The sequence below is a fragment of the Sulfitobacter sp. M39 genome (assembly GCF_021735935.1).
Taxonomy (GTDB): Bacteria; Pseudomonadota; Alphaproteobacteria; order Rhodobacterales; family Rhodobacteraceae; genus Sulfitobacter.
In genome coordinates this window covers 1-20,248 of the sequence record NZ_WMDZ01000002.1, presented here as the reverse complement: position 1 = coordinate 20,248, position 20,248 = coordinate 1, and the positions used below count along the sequence as shown (strand labels likewise).

Sequence of the window (20,248 nt, the reverse complement as noted above, 5' to 3'; positions counted from 1 at the left end):
ATCACAGACAGGAGATTGAAGCGATGAACCATATCGAAGTTGTGGGTGAGACGATTTTGCTGGATGGCCAGCCGTTGTCATTGGTGACGCAAGCGGGCGTTGCCGCGTGGGTCGAGAACGGAATTGAACATAGCTGTCGCCATGATCAGGTGCGCGATCCGCTTAGCGGAAACCTGAAATACCGCCGTTTATACGAGAAAGACGGGGCAGACGTGACGTTTGTTTTGGTCGGCGATTGCGACAACGAGGATGGCGCACGGGTATTGGTATGAGGGAACATTCTAAACGACTTCATAAAAAGCAGTTTTCCTTGCTTGGCTATCCGAACTATTTGTTTTCACGGGGGGCCGTGCATTTCGAAATGTGTGCGGTTGTCGTGTCGACAGATCAATCTTTAATACGTTTGCCAACTATAGCGTTCAGGAAGAAAAAACAAATAATCAACGGTCTGTCCTTGTTTGCTTCAACTTCTCGCTTCAAAGCAGCGCTGTTTGTTTTGCCTGTTTGTGAACGTCAGCACTTTGGCATGAATGGCATGTCTTTTGATTTAGATATTCACTTCTTTGACACGCATGGTCGCCTTGTGAGTTCATTTTTTGATGCAGAATCAGGGTCAGCGCAGTCATATTCCAGTGGTGATCCTGCGCGATATGCTCTTGAAATACCTTGTTGCGTGAGTCGCCAGTGGAAGTCGAGGAAGGTTAAGTCGATTGCAGTTCCCGCTCAAATGAAACGCTCAAAGAGCCCTCTTTTCATCAAGGGGCATACTTACCCAAGATAGTACTTCGTTCGCAATCAAGCTTTGAACTTCTTTCGTGAACTTCACAGGGAACCCATCTGTTGTGCCCAGTGGGTTTACGTCTATTACAATCATTTCGTTCTGTTTGAGGAGAATGTCGAAGCAACAATACCGTAGTTTCATTGCGCGAGTTAGCTCCTCCAAATTCTTGGAATTTTCGCTACTTATTTGCCCACGCACGAACTTTCGATCACCTTGTAAACGGGCGTCCAGCGCATTGCCACCGACGTCCTGAATGTCAAAAACCCTTACATTATCGCCGACTACAAATACTCTTGCTTCATTACTAGGTTCTACGATCTCTTCAAGCCAAATAGGTGCGTCCAACGGACCACTGTTTGCAAAGTCTTCAGTTTCTACAATTACTGGGATCGACACTCGACCATCAATAAAAAAACGATTGTCAGACAATCTTTTCATCATCACTTTAGACCCTGACGAATGTATTCTAGAAATAAATTCGGATGCGTCTACGCCGTTAAGTGCGAGGCAATACCTTGGTATTCCGATACCTAATTTTCTTGCTAACCATATCGCTGGGGCGCGGGATGACCATTTCATTAAGTTGGCAGGTCGACCAAGCGGAAAGTGTGATTCGCTTTCGTCATATAGCCATGAGAGCGCATTCCACTGCTCGGATTCGAACTGCTTGTTAGCTAGGGCTTCCGCGTCAAGCGTTTGTCCTGGCAGCGTTCCCTGAGCAAAAGATGGCCACCATACTATGGTTCGAGATGTGGAAAGGGCATCCTCAGCAAAAACCAAATTGTCCAAGAGCGGATTCTGTTTTTCGACAGTTCTGAGGGCGCAATGCCTAACGGACATCCCTGCGGCTTGAAACGATGAGGCCAGTGAAATACTAAAGCCCCCCCCCCAGGACAGCAACAGTAGGTCATTTGAACTGGACAGTACTGTCACTGGCCCGAACCACTACTGGCTCTGCTTCACTTGACTCTGTTTAGCAGTTTCCGCCGATTGTTCGTAGGTTGCAGCTTTTTTCGCATAAATGGACATCAGTATCTTCCTCCTTGTGTGAGGTCAGTCTAAGCTTACGTATGGAAAACGATCAAGTAGTAATGGCCAATAGTCCAAAATCAAGTTCAGGAGGGATCTCCGAACTGTTCTCTTATCTTGCTTCATCATTTGACCTTGCTGTAGCAATTTCACTGGCGAACTTGCTGATCGTTGCGATAGCAGCGTACATAGCCATCCAAAACCTTCGTAAGTTTCGGAACTCGCGGGCTATTGATTTTGTAATTTCCGCCGAAGGGCAAATTGATACACTTGTTTATGGCATGATGACTGCATCGCCTCATACAATTCGAAAGGTTTTTGGCTCTCGACTACCAGAGGGAACTCGAGACGAAGACTTGCCTGCATTTGTGTATTCATATTCAAGCTATGCACATATTAGCCGAATGTTCTATTTGACCAATAAGGCTGGGCTGGATCTTGGCATGTCTAAGTCTGATATTCAGGAATGGGAAGACATATGGCTTCGCTTCATCGGCAAACAGAAAGACAATGATCTGTGGCTTGGATTGCATCGGCAAGCTGTAGAGGGACGTTACTTTAACGATGCGTTTCTGGACAAGGCTTCGAAAGCTCTCGATTTCGATCAAAGCAAACCAGAAAGTGGGGAGCGCGACGCAACAAGTGAAGTATAGTCAATATATTTCTGACCAATCAGCTTATAGTATGCCTCGTCGATTGCGGTTGACCTGCAAAACGTATCATCTTCTGCTAACCCAGTAGAACTCGGGGCTGCTGAATACATGTTTGCGTAATATTCGGACCAAACTAAGCCAGACGACCTTGAAGCCCAGCACGAACCAATTGCATGCTCAATAGCCGTTACTGCCTCATCTTCAAATGGCAGCCATCGTGTCGTTGAGGAAAGAACAGTATTCCTATATTGTTCGGTGACCTCTTCTGGAACATGCTGCGGGACATCGCACCCCCCCAACTGTTTGTATGGCACACGCCGTAGAGTCAGCATGGAAGCATGCACAATTCCGTTAGCAGTAAGACATTTCTTGGAGATCGTTTCAATTAGGCTTGGTCCTGTTAGGCTAAGCAATCCTCCATGAGCTATCACAAAATCATAAGTTTCGTTACAGGTCTCAACGTACTCTTCTGCTGTAGAATGAAATGTTTTACACTGATTGCTGATATTTTTTGCCGCTGCAGCTACGCTAACTTCATTTACTCGGCTTTGCGACACATCTACAAAATCGACTGTGCATCCAAAATATTCGCTTAGTGCGATGCCTGAGTAACCTGATCCGCACCCAATATCCAGCAAGCGGCTCCCAGCATTTAGGCCAAACGCTTTCGCCAACAAACGTGTCAGTAGATGGTCCGTGGGCGACTGCATTAAAGGGATCATGATGAAAGCTCCTACACTGCTAACGAGGGCACCAGAGAAGTGATGGATGCTCCAAATTTAATAGTGCATTTTTTTGAAGTGGTTCACACGCAAAAAGATCTATTTTCCAATAAATTGCCATTTATGTGAACGCAGTCACTTACCCTTCGCGCTGTGCATTTGGATCTCTTGATCCTGTTTCAAACCAGTTCTTCAAACCGAAACAATCATAACCTTGGAAGTGGTTGAGTATCTTGAAGAAAGTGAAGTAGTCCGGCAAAACAGGTTAGCGGCGAAAACAGTCGATTTAGCCAGTGACAGAAACGTCTGAGTTTTGACCAGCATAAGGTCGCGCTACCGGGCATTCTGTGGAAGCCCGTCCTTGATCTCGTAGTAATCGCCCTTCTCCGAGACAAAGATATGCATCGACAGCGAAGTCTTGGTTGGACCATCGAGGATGCCCATCGCCACAGCAGTCCAGTCGTGCTGGATCGGGTCCCAGAACAATGTCGAACCGCAGGTGCCACAGAAACCTCGTCTGACCTTTTCCGACGACTGGTACCAGCAGATAGCTTCTTCGCCCTGCACATGCAGCCGTGAGCGAGGCACATCGAGTGAAGCTCCGAAATGACCTGTTTGCTTCCGGCAAGCGACGCAATGGCAAGCATTTGGTTGCGGGAGGTCGCCTTCAATGGCGATCTGAACAACGCCACACAAGCAGGAGCCCCTATGCATTTTTGGTCTCCGCAACTTTCAGAGAGCGCGTCAATCGGCGTGATCCAAGAACTCGGATTAACGCTTTGGCCTCAGCGGGCGGTTTCTGTTCGATCCGTCGATAGTCTGTTCCATCGTCGCGGCGTGACAAAAGCTCGCAAGAAATCATCATCCGGCGGAGTGTCGCTGGATCACCGAATAGATGTTCCTGGGCTAAGCGCTCGTTGACCTCTTGCTCCTTCAAAGGTTGGCTGGTGGGGAATGTCGCCCATAGCGCCCAAAGAGCAAGCGTCTGGACGCTTCGCTTCGATGGCCATTGTTTTAGACGACCTTTGATGTCGAATTGGTGCAAGGCGCGCTCTACGGCTCGCGCATTCACAGGAGTTTCACCAACAGCGCGCGTTAGCCTTAGTTCGGCTGCATGCGCCGAACGCATATGCTGGACATTTTGATAGCCCGCTGCACGCGCGGCCATGTTCATAAGTGTGAGATGCGACGGGCTTACGTCACCCAGCTGTTCGGAGAGTGCGCGCACAAAAATCGTCAAGTCGTCCGCTCGCAGCGGCAGAGGGGTCTTCGGCATGATTCATCCACATCGAGCACCGGTGGTCATCATCGGTCGCTGGCTTAATGACGCGGCGCTCTAGTCCGTGTGAATAGATACATTGCCGTTCAGTCGAAATGGCAGGTTTAGCTCTCCCGCAGGAGCAGCGACGCCTCGGTGTCTGCCGACCGTAAGCGATGTATAGCGAAGATCAGAATAGCAGCCAAGCTGATTGCTGAACTGGACAAAAACCACTGGTCATAACATGCAGGACAAATACGGTCGTTTTTGTCCGAGTTCCCTGCCCCCCCCAAAAAATCAAGCGCTTAGCTATGCCAAAAACCCCCAGCAAAACCTTTGCGGTTTTGGCAGGTTTTTGGCATCTGGCTGTCAACGCCTGCCCAACCTACCAAGTCTTGAAAGCTGTGCCAGCATTCGGGCGCCTGTTCCGGTTGCGTCACCCGGACGAGCCGGAACAGGCCCTCCAACTGAATTTGGTCGGCTCGGCAACGCTTGCATGCCAAAGAATTGTCGCGCTCGAAGGGCTGCGTATTCAGCCCCAGTTGCGCCCCCGATAGCGTATCGGTTGTAGACCTGCTGGCTACCTGCAAGCCCTCTGGCAAAGGCATAGCTGCCGCCAAAGCCGGCTGAGAGCGCTGGCATCATGATGTTTCCAGAAATCGCCCGAACCAAGAACGGTGTTGCTATGATGAAACCCTTTGCCATCAGCACCATCATGAAAAATGGGAGAAGGGCCCCTATGTTCGAGGCGCCCTCTGGGTCACCAAGCTCGGCAAGAAGCGCCCGAGAGACCCCCGTGATCGTCGCGAACACTCCGGCGACTACGATCGGATACATCGCGAATGAAATGAGCGCGGATAACCAGCGCGCGAAGTAATCTTTGGTCACCTCGAACAGGGTCAAGAATATCATCACTGGCGCCATGCCAATTAGCAGAGCGATCATGAGCCGGGACGCCACAACAATGAACGCCGCCAACCCGCCAAGAATCGAGAGCAGCAGAACCCCGAGTGTGTCCAACAAGGCACCCGCCATCCAGTTCAGCTCAGATCCCGCAGCATTCAGATAGTCCCCGAGCGCTGCAATCAGTTCGTCAAATTCCTCTGCAAAGGTACCGGACGGACCAGGTGATCCGCCGCCGACAGAAGCCACAAGTGCCCCGGCAATGCTGTCAATTCCGTTCAGTATTGCTGAGGCAAGCGCATTGAACTGGACCCAGTTGGCCGCGAAGACCCCTATAAGTCCGACCTTCACGGCCAGCCAAAAGGCAGTTCGGCCGTCCATGGCGCGATACTGGTAGATCATGTTGATGAAGACCAGAATGACAACTAGTGTTGTGCCCAGAACCAGCAACGTGCCGACCGTTGCTGCGACCGCACCAAACTGAGTTTCGGCAGCGGTATCTAGATACCCTTCGGACGTTTCCACGAAGTAGGTGACGACACTCATGGATTGCTACCAGTTGCCAGCTGCTACGCAGATTGGCATGGCGGCGCGGCGCAGTTCATTTGCCCGTCGTCGGTATTCGGACGTCGCTTCGACAACGTCCCAGTATTTAGATGAAGCATAGCGCTCTGTGTAGAAGCGTACGGCGTCCTCCCAAGTTGGATACCGTGTGGGACAGTCGCAGTTTTGCGAGTCTACGACGCGCTCCATGCTTTGAGCCCGATATATCTGTTGGATCAAAAGGCGCTTATAGGATTCGCGCACATTGATGTTCTGCATCCACTTCGGCTCAGGTGGCTGGTCTGGGCAAACATTTGGGTGGTTGTCGAGCGTCGGGATCAGGTTCCGCTCGGCTACGCCAGCAGTTGTGCCAAAGATCAAGAGCAGGCCAGTGACTGCAATAGCCCGTGTCATTCCGCTGCCGCCTTCATTGTACCAGTCTCACGCTTCAAGAAAGTGGTGTAGCCGTAGTCGCCGGATTCGGCGGTGATAACCTCCCACCCTTCCGCGCCGCGCTCATTCAAAGCACGTCGCACCTCGTCGTAGTCCTTTTGCTTCTTCACCGGAAAGAACAGGATGTCATATTCAAACGTCTTCATGGAGAAGTTCCAATCTCAGTTGTGCCGGGGAGGTAGAATTCGGTGATGCCGCGCTTGCCATCATGGCGACCGGCCTGGATGATCACATCGATGGAGTTCTCGATGTACTGGATCATGTCGGCATAGGTCATCGGGATCTCGGTCTTGAGCGCCGCGATCGCGAGGCGCTGCACGGCCAATTGCGGTGTTTCAGCATGCAGTGTGGTCATGGACCCGCCATGGCCGGTGTTGATGGCTTCCAGAAAGGTCATGGCCTCCTTGCCGCGCACTTCGCCCAGGATTATCCGGTCGGGGCGCATGCGCAGCGTGGCGGTGAGGAGCACATCGGCGGTCTGGAATTCCGCGTCGCGATTGGCGATGAGGGTCACTGCATTTGGCTGGGTCGGCAGCAGCTCGGCGGCTTCTTCGATGGTCACGATGCGTTCCTCGGATGGCACGTGAGATAGGATCTTGCGCGCGGCCACGGTCTTGCCGGTGGAGGTGCCGCCCGAGACGATCATGTTGAGTTTGTTCTCGACGCAGAAGGCGAGCGCGTCATCGATCAAACCCGCGGCCACCACGGCGCGCAAGGCGCGCTTTTTTTCGACGCGCAGGTCTTCGAGCTTGCGCTCTTTTCCGTAGAGGAAATCGAGTGCGATGCCCTCGAGTGGCAGGCTCGAGAAGAACCGCAGGCTGATCGACATGGCCGAGAGCACGGCGGGCGGGGTGATGACCTGTGCGCGGATCGGGCGCCCCTTGTAGGTGATCGAGACCGAGACGATGGGGCGGTCCTTGCTCATCGTGGTATTGGCCGAGGAGGCGATCTGGTTGCCGAGGTCCCTGACCTGAACGCCCGTAAGCCTCTGGTCCAGCGCGCGCATGAAGTGATCGCCCTGGAATTCGCCCCAGCAGGTTCCGTCTGGGTTGATGCAGATCTCGATGACATCGCCGCGGGCGGCGGCGTCGATCCGGTCGAGCGAGGTTTCGAGATAGCTCAGCGACATGGGCTCAGAATATCTCCAGATCGCGGTCGACCATGACCGTGACGCGGGCGCCCTGGTCGACATAGATGACGGGGCCGATTGATAGATAGTCGCCGATGACGCTGTCCGTCGCATCTGCCAGATCATCGCCCACGTCTTCGAGAACGTCGGCGGCAGTCTCATCCTGGACCTCGGATGCGGCGGCACTTGGTGCGGCGGAAATCAGCGAGATCAGGGCGGCCGACCCGAAACGCTCGGCAAAGCGCGTGTCTATGAGGCCGGTGACGCCAGAACGGCCCAGTTCATCACCTCCGAAGGAGCTGATCTGGACGGTCTGGTTGTCGGGCAGGATGATCCGGTCCCAGGCGATCGTGACGCGGCGCTGCGCGATATCGACGCCAGCGCGGTAGCGCCCGATGAGACGCGATCCGCGGGGGATCAAGAGGCGCACGCCATCGACGCTGTAGACATCCTCGGACACCACGGCACGTGTCTGGCCGGGCAGGGAGCTGTCAAGGGCAGTTTCCATGACGGCCTGGATCATGGTGCCCTGTAGAATCGTGTTGGAGGGATTGGCGATCACCTCGGCCTGCGTCACGGTAGAGGGCAGCGCCCCGTTCAGCACGAAATCCGTCACGTCGCCAAAAGTGCGTTCAGTCAGAGCCGTTTCATTCGCTCCGGAGGCACCGCCAAACGCGATGGTGGGCGAGGTGATGCGCCGCTCCTGGAAGGCGCGTTCCTCCGCGGCGCGGCGCTCCAGCTCGGCCATGCGCCTGGCTTCTTCCTCCCGGCGCAGTCGCTCTTGCTCGCGTGCGCGCAGCTCATCTTCCGTGGGGCCCACTGGCGCGGGTTGCGGTCGGCTGGCCTCGAGTTGGGCCAGTTCCAGATCCATGCGGAGTTGCTCAAGGCTGCGATCCCGCGCCGTCAGTTCGTCCTGAAATCGTTGCTGTGCGGCTTCCGAGGCGGCTTGCAGCGCCGCGATCTGAGCGGTTAGCGCGTCAATAGCCTCTGCGGCGGCGGTGTCTTCCTCGACGACCGGTTCGGGGACGTTGCGCAATTCCTCGATCTGAGCCTGCAGCGCGGTGATCTGCGCCAGAAGCTCCGCGTTGGGCTCGACTGGATCCGGTCCGACAAACACAACCTCGGGCTCGGGCGGGGGCAAGGTCTCGATAGCGCCAAAGCCGTCCCCCTCGTTTTGAAAGACGTCCGGGGTGGCCGTCGGCAAGGCTTCCTCTTCGTCGGGCTGTGAGAGGAGATAAAGCAGGGCACCACCCGCGCCGATGACGAGGACCACGATCAGCGCGAGAAGGGGCGACCGGCGCTGCGCCGCCGTGGGGGCGCGGGCACTGCCTTTCTCGAGGGCGGCGAGGCGTTTTTCCAGCTCGGTGTTCTCGGTATCGCTCATGAGGCGGCCTCCCCGGGCGGGATCGCCTCGATGCAGACCACCTCTTCGCCAAGTCGCAGGGCCCATTGACGGTTTACGCCGCTGACACGGATCACGCCGTCTTCAGGGGTTTGCGTGTTGACCGTGCGCTCGCGACCGCCCGCGTAGCGGAAGATCGCTGGCACAGGGGCGTTTCTTGGAAAGGCGAAATACGTGAACGTCCCGTCATCCCAGATACGCGTTGGCGTGAACTCGGTCCGCGCGCTGGCACCGTAGTTGTAGTTTGGCGCTTGGGCGGCGATGGCCCGGGTCGAGCGCGCATCGTCCTCCGGATAGCGGAACTGCACCACGTAGAAGGTTGGGCTGCGGACCTCCTGGACGTTGAAATAGTAGCTCCGCCTGTTCGTGTAGACGGTCACATTGGTATGGACGCCGCGCGCGATGGGTTTGATCGCGAAGGCCTGGCCGCCGGGCACGCCATCGATCTCGAAGCCCTCGGTGTCGCCCGCAATAATCGAGCGGATGCTTTCGCCCTCTCCAAATTCGATGGTGGTGACATGGGTGAGCGACACGCTGAGACGGTAGACCTGGCCGTCCTGGTAGGTGGCCAGCCGCACGCGGCTGTCATTAGGGCCGCCGCGCGGGATGGCTTCGGCAAAGGCAAGGCAGGGCAGCAAGACAAGTAGGGCTGCAACAAAGGACTTACTGGTCAAACTAATTCTCCAATCTGTCGGAGCGGATGGAATATTCGAGCACGGTGAAACCAAATGGGTTGGTCCAAACTTCGTCAATCGAGCGGCGGGCCTCGGGGCGGAACTCGAAGAGAAGCGTGGCGGTGAAGAGCCCGGTCTGGGTGCCGTTGATCGAGGTCAGGCGCTTGCGCAGGCGTATGGTGGCGCGGTTGGGTCCGATCCGGTTGATGCTGAGGATTTCCACATCAAGCCGAGCATTCGGTCCATAGACGGTTGGTGGGTAGTTCTCGTTCGCGCTGTTCCAGATCTGGCGCAACCCGCTCTCGGCGGCCCCGTCCGAGCGGCGCAGGACGCTGCGGATGCGCAGATCGTTGTCGAGCTGGTTATATAGCTCTCGATCAGTCACGTAGCGGAAGACTTCCGCCTCGATGATCGCCTGGTTAGCGGTTACCGAGGTCGCGCCCACCGAGGCTTCGGGGAGTGCAAAGCCGGTGGCGGGATCATAGGGGACAACGACGGGCGGCGGGTCGACATCAAGGATTGAGACAGCCGCGGCACTCAGACAGCCAACTATGCCGAAGACAAGGCCCGTCAGGCCAAGGCGTTGCCAGAGCCGTTCTCGGCGTAGGGCACCGTAGACCAGTTCTTCCTCGATGATTTCTTGTTCACTCGCCACCCGTCATGCCCCCACGATCAGTCAGCCCGCAGGTCCGGCAAGGTGAAATCCATGAAGCGCTGCTCTTCGGCAATGGTGGCGGCATCAATCACGCCGCCAGTGCCATCGCCAACTGTCTGCACCGCCTCGAGCTGCCACATTGCCACGAGGGCGATGGCGAGCTCTGCTGTCACGCGGGTGTTGAGGTCGATACTTTCCTTGAGTTCGTCCATATCGTCGATGAGCCCGACAAGGCGGTCTACCCGCTCGAGCGACTGGCCGGCATCTTCATAGCTGTTTTGGGCGGCGGCTGAGACGAGCGCGCCGGTTGTTGCCTGCGTCGCCACGCGGTTGGCTCCGGGATTGCCGCTCGTGGCCATTTCCGAGAGCGTGTCTTCATCGAAGCCGAGATCGGCCAGCACCCGGTCCATTTGGGTTTCGATCTCGCTGGCGCCGGAGCCGGACAGGCCGGAGAAGTCCCCTGTCTTGATCGCCTCAATCGTGGCAAGGATGTCGCCGAATTCCTGGTCGAGCAGACCGTTCAACTCATCTTCCATCTCGGTGCGAATGATTTCCGGAAGCTCGGCAATGCGCGTGAGGGCCTCGTAGGTGCGCTGCAATTCGCCAAGTTGATCCGTGAGTGTGGCAAGTTGTTCGCGGAGCTGCGTCAGCTGCTCGTTTTGCAGGATCTCGTCCTCGATCATCTGCCGGAGCTGCTGGATGTTTTGTGCTATGTTCTGGGTGTCGACGACCGGTACACCTTGTGCTGTGGCAGGGGAGATGGTGCCGAGATGCAGGCCCACACCAAATGTAGTCGCCAAAGCCGTTTTCAGAAACATTGGTCTCATCAGTCAATCTCCCTGATTGTGAATTCCATGAAGACACCCTCGGCCATGCGGGCGCTGGCCTGAGCAAGATCTTCCGCTGAGAGCAAGCGGGTGCGGGCCGCCTGCAGCCGGATGCGGGCGGCGACGAGGCGCACGAGTTCGGCGCGGGCATAGGTGTTGAGCGCCACGCTCTCCTGCACATCCTCGGTCTCGGAAATCCGTTCGACGATGTCGGAAATGCGCAAGGCGGCTTGGCGGATCGCGGCGGGCGAGTTGCTGCCATAAAAGGCCGCCCCATGACCCGTGAGCGAGAGGTTGGCATTGGCGAGAAGCGCCGGATCGATCGTGCCAAGCGCATCGATCCCGCCGATACGGCTCAGATAGAGATTATAGCGTTCAGGGATGACCGACACGTAGTGCTGGGTCTCGCGGAAGGGTGGGACGCCGCCATACTCGAAGACCCGGCCGGGTCCGGCGTTATAGGCCGCGAGGGCGTTGATGATGTTGCCATCGAATGTGTTTAGCTGGGTCGCGAGATAGCGCGCGCCGCCATGCACCTGAAGGTAGGGGCTGTCAAAGTATTCCGGGTTGATGCCCAGATCGCTGGCGGTGCCAGGCATGATCTGGGTGAGGCCATAGGCGCCAACGGGAGACCGTGCCCCAATCGTAAACCGGCTTTCCTGCCAGATCAGCGCTTGCAGCAACGCGCGCCACTGGACGGACGAGAGCCCTGCGCGGCCAACACCCCCAAAGCCGCTGGTCTCCTGAGCCACGCGGATGATGAGCTGCTCGATGGTCTCAGACGCGTCCCCGAACATCTGCGCACCGCCGGGATTGGGATCGATCTCGCCCGTGCCATAGACGGCTTCTACGGCGCGGTCGGGATCGCCGCTGCCGCTTTCCAGCCCCGAGACCATAGCCGGCAGTCCCTGACCGCCGAAGCTGGTCTGGGCATCGAGAATGCGTTGCAGGGTTTCCAGCTGTTCGCGCTCGATCTCCGCGATGAGTTCGCGCACTGCAAGTTTGTCGGCCTGGATGGCAAGGTCTGTCTCTCGATCCCCGGTTTCGACGATGTCACGCGCGGTCAGCCCATTGTCATTGGTCGGCACACCTTGAGACAAGGCGAGACCAGGCAGCAGGCAAAACGCCAGGATATGAGGCAGGCTAGACTTCAATGTCGCCCTCCGGCGCATCTAGAGGCGTGAAGGTGCAATCAGGCGCGACAGGGGCTGTCGAGGCCAGGAAGGTGAAGCAGTTTGCCTGCGGTTCGCGATACTGCGCACAGGAAGCGAGCAGGCCGAGTGCTGTCAGGGACAAGAGAATACGGATCATGAAAGCCTCCAGAAGTCAGCGCGGTCGCGGTAATCGGGGCCGACGAGCGCCTCGCCTTTCTCCATGCCGCCGAGGATGGTGAGATTGGGCCCAAGGGCGCTCAGATCGGCATCGACGACGATCGAGCCCTGATCGTCACGGATGAGCGCCAAGCGGCTGTTGCTGCCGGTGTTGAGAAGGACGTCGAGCTCCTTCTCCGAGAGGTTCAGCATGGCGTAATCCGCTGCATTGGCGCGGATATTGGGCAGAAGGATCTGCGTCGGCACGGCCTCGACGATGGTCTTGCCGGTCCGGGTGCGTTCGAGCTGGCTTGCATATTGCGTCATCATCACGGCAACCGTGTTTTGCTTGCGCGCCGTCACCAGCCAGTTCGACAGCCGCTCGGCGAAATACGCGTTGTCGAGCGCCTTCCAGGCCTCGTCGATCACGATGATGGTGGGGCGGCGGTCCTCGATCTCGCGCTCGACCCTGCGGAAAAGATAGGAGAGGACCGCCATCCGCTCCTTGTCGGCCTCGCTGTCGAGAATGCCGGTCAGATCAAAGCCTACCACATCGCCTTTGAGCGAGAACGTGTCCTCAAGGCTCTGCCCGAAGATCCAGCCATAGCGGCCCTCTTCGGTCCATTCGAGCAGGCGCTGGTGCAGATCGCCGCCATCATCGGTGGACACGAAGAGCGATGCGAAATCCCGCCAGTTCCGCAGGGCCGGATTGGTGGCCTGCGCGTTCTGGCGCACGACTTCCTGGATGCGGTTGGTCTGCGCCGGGGTCAGCGGCTTGTCGGCGCGGTAGAGTAGTGTGGTGAGCCAGTCCGAGAGCCAGGCCGTGCCGCGCGCATCGGTTTCGGTCCAGAGCGGGTTAAGGCCCGTGGGCTGACCGGCGTTCAGGGACGCGTAGCGCCCGCCATTGGCGCGGACCGCCATCTCCATACCAAGACGGTAATCGAAGACGAAGATCCGCGCCCCTGCGCGACGGGCTTGCGTCATCAGAAAGGCCGAAAGCACCGATTTGCCCGACCCGGGCCGTCCCATGATCAGGGTATGGCCGCTTGTCGGTTCTTTGCCCGGGCTGCCCTGCTCGTGATAGGAAAACCGGTAGGCGCTCTGCTCGGGCGTGGGCAAATATGTGACGACCCGGCCCCAGGGGGTTTTCGCGGCGGGTTTGCCAAGCTGCGTTCGGTGGAAGGCCGCGAAATCCGCGAAGTTGCGATTGGTGACGGCGCTGGCACGGACGCGCTTTAGCTGGTTGCCGGGATGCTGGCTGAGGTAATGCGCCTTGGCCGCAACCCGCTCGCCGATCATTTTCACGCCCTCGGTCGCGGCGGCATTCACGATCTCGGCGCTGAGCGCCTGTAGCTCTTTGAGCGTGTCGCAGAAGAGTGTGACGACCATATGGTGCTCGCCGAAGCTCTGGCGCTTGGCTTCGAGATCATCGGCGGCGATGTCGAGGGCTTCCATGAGCGAGAGGGCCGCGTCCTGGCTGGCCTGCATCTGGCGCTTTTGCCGCTTGATCCGGCCCGCCATGAGGTTCGAATTGATCGGCGTGAAGGAGTGCGTCACGATCATGTCGACCGGCAGGTTCAGCATGTCGAACATGGTGCAGGAGGTGCCTTCCGAGTACTCCCCGATGGTGAAACTCTTGCCGTAGCGATGCCCCACGACGCCTTCGGAAAGCTCGAAATGGTCTACGTGAAACGTCACGCGGGTGTTGGCGACGTTGAAAGACAAAAAGCCGTAGGTGTTTGCCGGATAAAGCGGCAGTTCGGTTCCTGTGTTGAGCGCGCCCAGAAACCCTACCAACTCCCCCGATGCGGCTGACAGGAGCCGCGGCTTGAGCTCGGTGAGCCCCGAGAGGAAGACGTTCACGGCCTCGCCGAGGCGCTGCAGGCGCTTGCGGGTCTCCTCCTTCAGCCTGTCCGGCGCGCTGCGGCCGAGATGCGGCAGGAGGCTTCTTGGGGGCGGGCGGTGAATGACGGTGAGCGTCAATGTTTTGTCGCGGAGCCCGCTGGTTTCGAGCTTGGCGCGCCAGCGCCGGTCGACCTCGCCTGCGAAGCTGTCCTCACGGATCGGGTCCAGATCCGGTCTGATGGCCTTGGAGACCTTGTGGACGTAATAGCTGAATTCCGGCCCGAGTTGCGCGACGATGCGGGCAAAAAGCGCTGTCACCTTGTCGAGATAGGCATCGTCCGTCGTGTAGCTGTTGATCCCCTCGAGCCGGATGCAACGGAAGAGTTCGTTCACCCGGGTCCGCACTGTCTGGTCGTCGACGAGGCTCACATAGGGCAGCATATGCGCAAGCCGGGTCTCGCGCGCATACCATTCCGGCGTCATTGTGCGGGGATCGAGCGCAGCATCACGGGCTTCATCACGGGGCATAGCTGTCCCCGCCATGGATGGACCTGTTGCGCGTGGGTGGCGTTTCCTGCAGCGCCGTCATCATCACGTCGATGAAGCGCGGGTCCCAATCTGCGGCCTTCCACAGCACCGGATAGAGAAGGGCGGCCACGCCCAGCACTGCGATGTGCTGGACCCAGACGAACAAGAGCACCGAACCGAAAAGCCAGACCATCGCGTACATGATGGGCAGGCCCAGAAGCTTGGGCGGGCGCACGAGGCCTAGAAAGAGAGGCGCGCGCTCAGCCACCGGCAAAGACCGCGGCAACGATGGTGGGGGCGGCGGCAACACCAGCGATGCCCACGAGGACCCAGAGCGCCTGGCGCAGATCGATGATGTTGAAAAACCAGCTGAGAAAGACCCCCAGAACGGCAAGCGTCGCGATGACAACGCCAAGTGGGCCGGTCAGCGCATCGACAATGCCCTGCAACAAGCTTTGGATCGGGGAGAGGTCGATGCTTTGCGCTAGGGCGGGTTCGGCAATCAGCAGGAATAGCGCCAGCGAGGCGACAAAGAGGTTTGAAATCCAACTTGTTTGGAAAAAGCGGTATCGCCAATGCACTGCCGCGCTGCGCGCTCTCGTGACATTGCCTATAAGTTTTTTGAGGAATGATTTCCAAAAAGGTTGGGACATCATGAATTTGATCCTTCCAATCGGGGCACGACAGCCATGACGCGGGCCACGTGATTCTGGGTTTCTCGGTAAGGGGGGATGCCGCCGTACTGGCGGACAACATCGGGTCCGGCGTTGTAGGCAGCCAGCGCCAGGCGCGGATCGCCGAAGCGCTCCAGCAGCATCGCGAGGTAGCGGGCGGATCCGTCGAGGTTCTGCAGCGGGTCACGCGGATCGACGTCGAGATCTCGGGCAGTAGCAGGCATCAATTGGCCCAGGCCAATGGCGCCCGCGCTCGAGACGGCATCCTGTCTGTAGGCACTTTCCACCTCGATATTGGCCCGGTAGAGAGCCAGCCAATCCCTCACGGAGAGCTCTGCGCGGCGTAAACCGGGATGGCTGGCATAGCGCAGGGCCGTGACTTCGATGGCCGGGAGAACGTCTGCGTGGGGCAAGGCTGCTGGCTGGGCGAGTGCCGCAAACCTCAGCGCGTCAAATTCGGAAGCTGCTTCGGTCTCCCCAAGAATGGCCAAACCATCGGATGCCGATCCCTGACCAACGCCGTCATTACAGTTCCGCGCAAAACCGCTCTGAGACCGCGACTTGGTCAGAGAGCCATCGCTCTCCATGACAAGGACCATTTGCGCTGAGGCGGGTGCTGTGACCAGCCAGAGACAGATGAGGTTAGGTACCAGCGCCCTTGTCTGATGGGGCTTTGTTTGACGGCGCACGTTTGTGCGTACGGCTTGTACCCGCTTCAAGCGGCAGGTCGACATGCGCAAAGCCAAGGCCAATGAAGAAAGACACCACGCCGGAGATCGTCTTGAACTCGCGGATCTTGATATCGTTGTAGGTCGTCCGCGTGCGGGCGGTAACGAGGAGCTTTTCCACGCCATCGTCAGAGATAACGCGCATGATCCAGACCCCGTAATAGCTGGGGCCTTTTTTGTGTGCCGACTCCTGGCACAGGATTTCTGCGCTATAGCCGCTTTCCACGAGCTCGCGGAACCTGGCTTCCGTAACCACATTTGGTGCTTCGATGTCCCAGTTCATGGCCCGGCTCACGCTTTCTAAAAACACGCAACGCCTGGGCATTCCTACTTGAAGCCCAGAGTTACGATAGTATATTTTCAACTGCAAGTTATATTATTATTCTTCAGCTGTAGTTTAGTTACGCAAACACTAGTCACGGCCAGTGTCCGCGATCAAGGAGATAACAGGTTTGAGAAACCCAAGGTTGACATGCTTGTTTCCAGTGCAAGCTATGGTTCTTCTGATCTGCGTTCCCGGGCCGGTTTTGGCGCAATCCTGCCTCGCGCCACCCCGTCCATTCCTGCCAAGCGATTCGCGGTCAGCGCGGGACTATACGGACATCATCCGTGGCGATTTCGAAGATTACATCCAGGATATCCAGAGCTACTTCCGTTGCCTCGACGGTGAACGGGCCCGTGCCTTCGAGGAAGCGCGCGAAGTCAGTAAAGACTATGGCCGATTTCTGCAATTGGTAGGGGATTGATGGGCAACCTCGGGAGCATCAGACTTGCAACCCATGGAAACCAGACGCTGATAACAACCTCTAATATCCACTTTTTAGATAACAGATTTCATCCGCTAGCGACGTCACAAAAGGTATGTGACGCGTGGCAAAAACAATCAGAAGCAATGGGCAGGTGGCACTCTGCCAGGCGTTGGTCGACGCTCGGAATAAAGCAGGACTCAGCCAGGAGGAATTGGCGGTCAAACTCAGACATCACCAGTCATTCGTGGCCCGTGTCGAAAGTGGCGAACGCCGGATTGACGTTGTTGAGCTCATCGCATTGTCCCGTGCCGTTGGATTTGATCCTTTCAAGATTTTGGCGATCGTCGAAGCCGCCACGGAGCCCGACCACAGGATTTGAAGCCAATGAATTGTTGAGAACACGGAAACCCATTTTCCCGGTCTGATGATCATTCCCTCCTCGAGGACCAGTTAGCCAACATCAAAGAAGCCCGGCGCGCGGTCGTAGTGAACGCACTGTAACCCCACGCCGCAATTCGCAGCGCCGCAGTGCAGGAAGTCAGTAAACAGTGAACGAAGATATGGGTGAGGGCGTCGCGATCGCCAATCTGATCGGGACCGATGGGCGCAGTGTTGTTGGTTGGGTGTATCGCTGGAGTACAGGCTCACATGCGGTGATGTGGGACGTCCAAGGGCCCCAGCCGGTATCGGAAACCCGGCCGGATATAAGTGACGAACAGAAGCAAGAAATCGACTTCGATGCGCTGACGAGGATCGGAAGAAGCGACGACAGGTGAACAGAGCGAACCCGCAGTGTTTGCCGAAACGCCAAACAGCATGTGGACCGCGACGCGTATGCGGTGCGGTCGTACACGCCAAAGAAGCCGTCTTCCGAGACAAATCTACGTGGCGGCAGGTCAGTAGTTCACCTGCTCGAACCCGTAGTTGCCCTCATAGTCACGCCAATCGACGAAGACGGATCGGTGATAAATGCCAGGGCAATGCTCGCCCCAGCGTTCAAGACCTACGTGAGCCGAAGGAAGGGCAGTGACGGAAGACCTTTGCCACGCGAAGTCACCTTGGGTCCCATATGTGCCGAGGACCACGGTCGCACTTCGGTTGCAATCCCCATCTCGCCCGGATTCGTGCTGGCGGGCATAGCGAACGTCAAAGACGCGGATGGACCGCACAAAATTGAACTCCGGACCGCTGATATCGATATCAGCACGATCCTGAACAAGGCGAAGCACGAAGTCTGCTGGAATGCCGCCCGTTCCGGTTTCTGGAGAGCGCCAAACGGCATTTGTTGATTTTGTTTGGACGGCAACATCATTGCCTGGAAACGATTGGTGGGGCGAATAGTCCTTAGCGTGAAACAAGGTTTCGAAGATCCGGCCTACATTGCTCGGATGCCGTTCGGTCTCATAAGATGCGCCCATAGGACAGCGCCAAATCTGCAGTGGTGGTTCCACAGGCCATGGCGTGATGCGACGAATAAACTCGGCGCGGGCACGGCTGCAAGGCACGGAAGCGGGCCAACCCCCGGACAGACAGAGGAGGATTGCGCAGTCGATTGGATAGGTTTGAGCCTTTGTGATGCTCGGCAGCCAACCAGCCGCTAAAGTGATTGCTGCGGTTAGGCATAGCGACAGTCTCTTGAGTTGAAAGCGCATGGTAGGGGCCCCTTTGTCGGACACCATCTTACCTTCAATAATATACTAACGCAACTGTGAGCGATAACTGAACCGCGACTCCTATTACCTTTGAGGGTAGGGATGTTGGCCCATCTCCTCCATCATTTTTTCGCGGAAGACCTCCGCAGGTGTTTTCCATCCTAAGCATTTGCGGGGCGTGTTGTTGAGCTGGTCGCAGATTTGTTTGATGTCATGATCTGTCATCGCCCTGATGTCCCGCTTACGGGGCAGCCATCGTCGAGCGCGTCGATTAGTGTTCTCGACTGTTCCTTTTTGCCACGGAGAGGAAGGATCACAGAACCAGGTTTGTGTCCCAATCTCGGCTTGTAGATGCGGCCAGCTGACGAACTCGGTGCCACGGTCAAAAGTAATCGACCGGCGAGCGATCAGGGGCAGATCCTTGATGGCTTTCATGATCTTGCCCATCACCGGCTTGGTTCGTTTATTTGGATTCTTTAGTATCACAGTGAACCGGCTAACCCGTTCAACAAGCGACGTCACATTCGTCTGCCCAAGCTTCTGTTCGAACAGCATTAAGTCACCTTCCCAGTGGCCGAACTGACGGCGGTGGGCAACGTCATCAGGCCGGAACAAGATGCTGACATCACGATCAAACTTTGACGGCTGACGCTTGCGCGCACGGCGCGGCGTCCGGTTCTTTCGGTGCAGAGGCAGGTACCACCACAACTCCTGCGCCATGCCTTCTTTAGAGTAGATGTAGCGGTAGATCGTCTCTTGGCAGGCACGCAGCTTTGCACCTTCATAGATCATTCGGTTACCGATCTGCTCGGGCGTCCAGCCATTCTTCAGCCGGGACACGATGCTCTGACACAGCTCCGGATGCCGGATCAGTTTGCGTTGCGTAGATCGCCGTCGCTGCGTGCGTTGGTGTGCGGCCATCCCGAAGTACCCGGCGTATTTCTTGGGCAAAGAGTCATCCGCCCAGAAATTGCGTTTGATCTCGCGAAAGATCGTCGACTTATGACGCTGTAGAACACGCGCCATCTCAGCGACAGGGACCTTTGCGAGCCACCAGTCTTCAATTCTACGACGTTCTTGCATGCTCAGTTGCGTGTAAACGGTTCCCATGCGATATTCCTCCTATTAGGTAACTCATTGTTTTTTAATAGGAGTCGCACTTCAAAGTAGCGCGCGCCACATTAAGTATATTGCACCCATAATAAGGGTTATGTAAATTACAGTCGTATTTTACATTAAGTGCTCGAATAATCGCCATCGACCACGCGACAAGATGTAGAAGCCGAGCAATCAATCTGTGTCAAAAGAAACTCCTTGAAGCTCTAGTTGGTAGAGGTTCTATGGTACATTAAACGCCGTTTCTCGTGTCACGGCATTCGCCAGACAAAGCTGGAAGAGTATAGTATGCTGACTAGACGACATTTCGTGATGACCACCGCCGCCCTCTTTTCTGCCCCGGTTGCCAGCCCGGTGCTGGCAAATACCTGGCCGACCGAATCGCAGAAGGTTGCCTGGGACGCACAGGTGACGCCGCCCGGCTTTGACCCGGCAACCTCGAACCCCTGGGGCTTACATCCGCGGTTTCTCCCGACCCGGGTGGCCGCGAAAGACGGGCTGACACCGGGTGACATTCATGTCGATGCGGTTGCGCGCTACCTTTATCACATCGAGGAGGGCGGGACTGCCATGCGCTATGGCGTCGCCATTGCTCGTGGTGATCTGTACGAACCAGG

At 57.1% G+C, this 20,248-nt stretch carries 27 protein-coding genes and 1 pseudogene; 7 read left to right on the top strand and 21 right to left on the bottom strand.

Annotation, left to right across the window (positions count from 1 at the left end; all coding sequences use genetic code 11):
• Window positions 1-23: 23 nt before the first annotated feature.
• Window positions 24-272, top strand: coding sequence for a hypothetical protein (locus GLP43_RS15060; protein ID WP_237280003.1), 249 nt, complete (start codon window positions 24-26; stop codon window positions 270-272).
• Window positions 269-781 (top strand): DUF192 domain-containing protein, encoded by a 513-nt coding sequence (locus tag GLP43_RS15055; protein ID WP_237280002.1) that lies wholly within the window; start codon window positions 269-271, stop codon window positions 779-781. Before GLP43_RS15060 ends, GLP43_RS15055 begins: the two co-directional genes overlap by 4 nt.
• Here the strand turns inward: GLP43_RS15055 and GLP43_RS15050 are convergent.
• Complete coding sequence (locus GLP43_RS15050; protein WP_237280001.1) at window positions 737-1,570, bottom strand: ATP-grasp domain-containing protein; 834 nt, start codon at window positions 1,568-1,570, stop codon at window positions 737-739. The two genes, GLP43_RS15055 and GLP43_RS15050, sit on opposite strands and share 45 nt — an antisense overlap.
• Window positions 1,571-1,851: 281 nt before the next feature.
• Here GLP43_RS15050 and GLP43_RS15045 point away from each other — a divergent pair, with 281 nt between their 5' ends.
• Window positions 1,852-2,463, top strand: a complete 612-nt coding sequence (locus tag GLP43_RS15045; protein WP_237280000.1) for a hypothetical protein — start codon at window positions 1,852-1,854, stop codon at window positions 2,461-2,463.
• Here the strand turns inward: GLP43_RS15045 and GLP43_RS15040 are convergent.
• From GLP43_RS15040 to GLP43_RS14955, 18 genes are all read right to left on the bottom strand, one after another.
• On the bottom strand, window positions 2,415-3,185 hold the full coding sequence (locus tag GLP43_RS15040) for an SAM-dependent methyltransferase (RefSeq protein ID WP_237279999.1): 771 nt from the start codon (window positions 3,183-3,185) through the stop codon (window positions 2,415-2,417). The genes GLP43_RS15045 and GLP43_RS15040 overlap by 49 nt on opposite strands.
• A 333-nt stretch (window positions 3,186-3,518) precedes the next feature.
• Window positions 3,519-3,899 (bottom strand): GFA family protein, encoded by a 381-nt coding sequence (locus GLP43_RS15035; protein ID WP_272903306.1) that lies wholly within the window; start codon window positions 3,897-3,899, stop codon window positions 3,519-3,521.
• Window positions 3,892-4,461 carry a DUF2087 domain-containing protein gene (locus GLP43_RS15030; protein WP_237279997.1) on the bottom strand — a complete coding sequence of 190 codons (570 nt, stop codon included), beginning with the start codon at window positions 4,459-4,461 and terminating at the stop codon, window positions 3,892-3,894. The genes GLP43_RS15035 and GLP43_RS15030 overlap by 8 nt, the downstream gene beginning before the upstream one ends.
• A gap of 351 nt (window positions 4,462-4,812) precedes the next feature.
• On the bottom strand, window positions 4,813-5,892 hold the full coding sequence (locus GLP43_RS15025) for a type IV secretion system protein (protein WP_237279996.1): 1,080 nt from the start codon (window positions 5,890-5,892) through the stop codon (window positions 4,813-4,815).
• 6 nt (window positions 5,893-5,898) lie between these two features.
• Window positions 5,899-6,303 carry a hypothetical protein gene (locus GLP43_RS15020; protein ID WP_237279995.1) on the bottom strand — a complete coding sequence of 135 codons (405 nt, stop codon included), beginning with the start codon at window positions 6,301-6,303 and terminating at the stop codon, window positions 5,899-5,901.
• Window positions 6,300-6,488 carry a hypothetical protein gene (locus tag GLP43_RS15015; protein WP_237279994.1) on the bottom strand — a complete coding sequence of 63 codons (189 nt, stop codon included), beginning with the start codon at window positions 6,486-6,488 and terminating at the stop codon, window positions 6,300-6,302. The genes GLP43_RS15020 and GLP43_RS15015 overlap by 4 nt, the downstream gene beginning before the upstream one ends.
• Window positions 6,485-7,471 (bottom strand): ATPase, T2SS/T4P/T4SS family, encoded by a 987-nt coding sequence (locus tag GLP43_RS15010; protein WP_237279993.1) that lies wholly within the window; start codon window positions 7,469-7,471, stop codon window positions 6,485-6,487. Before GLP43_RS15010 ends, GLP43_RS15015 begins: the two co-directional genes overlap by 4 nt.
• 4 nt (window positions 7,472-7,475) lie before the next feature.
• Window positions 7,476-8,855, bottom strand: coding sequence for a TrbI/VirB10 family protein (locus GLP43_RS15005; RefSeq protein WP_237279992.1), 1,380 nt, complete (start codon window positions 8,853-8,855; stop codon window positions 7,476-7,478).
• The gene (locus GLP43_RS15000) at window positions 8,852-9,547 is read right to left on the bottom strand and encodes a TrbG/VirB9 family P-type conjugative transfer protein (protein ID WP_237279991.1); all 696 of its coding nucleotides are present in this window, start codon (window positions 9,545-9,547) and stop codon (window positions 8,852-8,854) included. Before GLP43_RS15000 ends, GLP43_RS15005 begins: the two co-directional genes overlap by 4 nt.
• 1 nt (window position 9,548) lies before the next feature.
• Window positions 9,549-10,202, bottom strand: coding sequence for a virB8 family protein (locus GLP43_RS14995; RefSeq protein WP_237279990.1), 654 nt, complete (start codon window positions 10,200-10,202; stop codon window positions 9,549-9,551).
• 17 nt (window positions 10,203-10,219) lie between these two features.
• On the bottom strand, window positions 10,220-11,020 hold the full coding sequence (locus GLP43_RS14990) for a type IV secretion system protein (RefSeq protein WP_443069482.1): 801 nt from the start codon (window positions 11,018-11,020) through the stop codon (window positions 10,220-10,222).
• A gap of 8 nt (window positions 11,021-11,028) precedes the next feature.
• Window positions 11,029-12,117, bottom strand: coding sequence for a lytic transglycosylase domain-containing protein (locus GLP43_RS14985; protein ID WP_237280044.1), 1,089 nt, complete (start codon window positions 12,115-12,117; stop codon window positions 11,029-11,031).
• A gap of 55 nt (window positions 12,118-12,172) precedes the next feature.
• The gene (locus GLP43_RS14980) at window positions 12,173-12,340 is read right to left on the bottom strand and encodes a hypothetical protein (RefSeq protein WP_024099338.1); all 168 of its coding nucleotides are present in this window, start codon (window positions 12,338-12,340) and stop codon (window positions 12,173-12,175) included.
• On the bottom strand, window positions 12,337-14,712 hold the full coding sequence (locus GLP43_RS14975) for a type IV secretion system DNA-binding domain-containing protein (RefSeq protein WP_237279988.1): 2,376 nt from the start codon (window positions 14,710-14,712) through the stop codon (window positions 12,337-12,339). Before GLP43_RS14975 ends, GLP43_RS14980 begins: the two co-directional genes overlap by 4 nt.
• Window positions 14,702-14,980 carry a type IV secretion system protein VirB3 gene (locus GLP43_RS14970; RefSeq protein WP_012187324.1) on the bottom strand — a complete coding sequence of 93 codons (279 nt, stop codon included), beginning with the start codon at window positions 14,978-14,980 and terminating at the stop codon, window positions 14,702-14,704. Before GLP43_RS14970 ends, GLP43_RS14975 begins: the two co-directional genes overlap by 11 nt.
• Window positions 14,973-15,257: a TrbC/VirB2 family protein gene (locus GLP43_RS14965; RefSeq protein WP_027246639.1), complete on the bottom strand. Its 285-nt coding sequence runs from the start codon at window positions 15,255-15,257 to the stop codon at window positions 14,973-14,975. The genes GLP43_RS14970 and GLP43_RS14965 overlap by 8 nt, the downstream gene beginning before the upstream one ends.
• Before the next feature lie 107 nt (window positions 15,258-15,364).
• Window positions 15,365-15,985 carry a lytic transglycosylase domain-containing protein gene (locus GLP43_RS14960; RefSeq protein WP_237279987.1) on the bottom strand — a complete coding sequence of 207 codons (621 nt, stop codon included), beginning with the start codon at window positions 15,983-15,985 and terminating at the stop codon, window positions 15,365-15,367.
• 43 nt (window positions 15,986-16,028) lie between these two features.
• Window positions 16,029-16,397 (bottom strand): hypothetical protein, encoded by a 369-nt coding sequence (locus GLP43_RS14955; protein ID WP_237279986.1) that lies wholly within the window; start codon window positions 16,395-16,397, stop codon window positions 16,029-16,031.
• A 211-nt stretch (window positions 16,398-16,608) separates the two neighbouring features.
• On the opposite strand from GLP43_RS14955, the gene GLP43_RS14950 reads away from it, so the two are divergent.
• From GLP43_RS14950 to GLP43_RS14940, 3 genes are all read left to right on the top strand, one after another.
• Window positions 16,609-16,860, top strand: a complete 252-nt coding sequence (locus tag GLP43_RS14950; RefSeq protein ID WP_237279985.1) for a hypothetical protein — start codon at window positions 16,609-16,611, stop codon at window positions 16,858-16,860.
• 124 nt (window positions 16,861-16,984) lie between these two features.
• Window positions 16,985-17,242, top strand: a complete 258-nt coding sequence (locus GLP43_RS14945) for a helix-turn-helix domain-containing protein (RefSeq protein WP_237279984.1) — start codon at window positions 16,985-16,987, stop codon at window positions 17,240-17,242.
• 169 nt (window positions 17,243-17,411) lie between these two features.
• A complete protein-coding gene (locus GLP43_RS14940; protein WP_237279983.1) occupies window positions 17,412-17,639 on the top strand; it encodes a hypothetical protein in 228 nt (75 codons plus the stop codon).
• A 120-nt stretch (window positions 17,640-17,759) separates the two neighbouring features.
• On the opposite strand, the gene GLP43_RS14935 is transcribed toward GLP43_RS14940, so the two are convergent.
• Window positions 17,760-18,515, bottom strand: a complete 756-nt coding sequence (locus GLP43_RS14935; RefSeq protein ID WP_237279982.1) for a hypothetical protein — start codon at window positions 18,513-18,515, stop codon at window positions 17,760-17,762.
• Between the two features lie 84 nt (window positions 18,516-18,599).
• Window positions 18,600-19,625, bottom strand: a complete 1,026-nt coding sequence (locus GLP43_RS14930; RefSeq protein WP_237279981.1) for an IS30 family transposase — start codon at window positions 19,623-19,625, stop codon at window positions 18,600-18,602.
• Window positions 19,626-19,919: 294 nt separating this feature from the next.
• On the opposite strand from GLP43_RS14930, the pseudogene GLP43_RS14925 reads away from it, so the two are divergent.
• Window positions 19,920-20,248, top strand: a pseudogene (locus GLP43_RS14925) (L,D-transpeptidase); the annotation flags it as partial.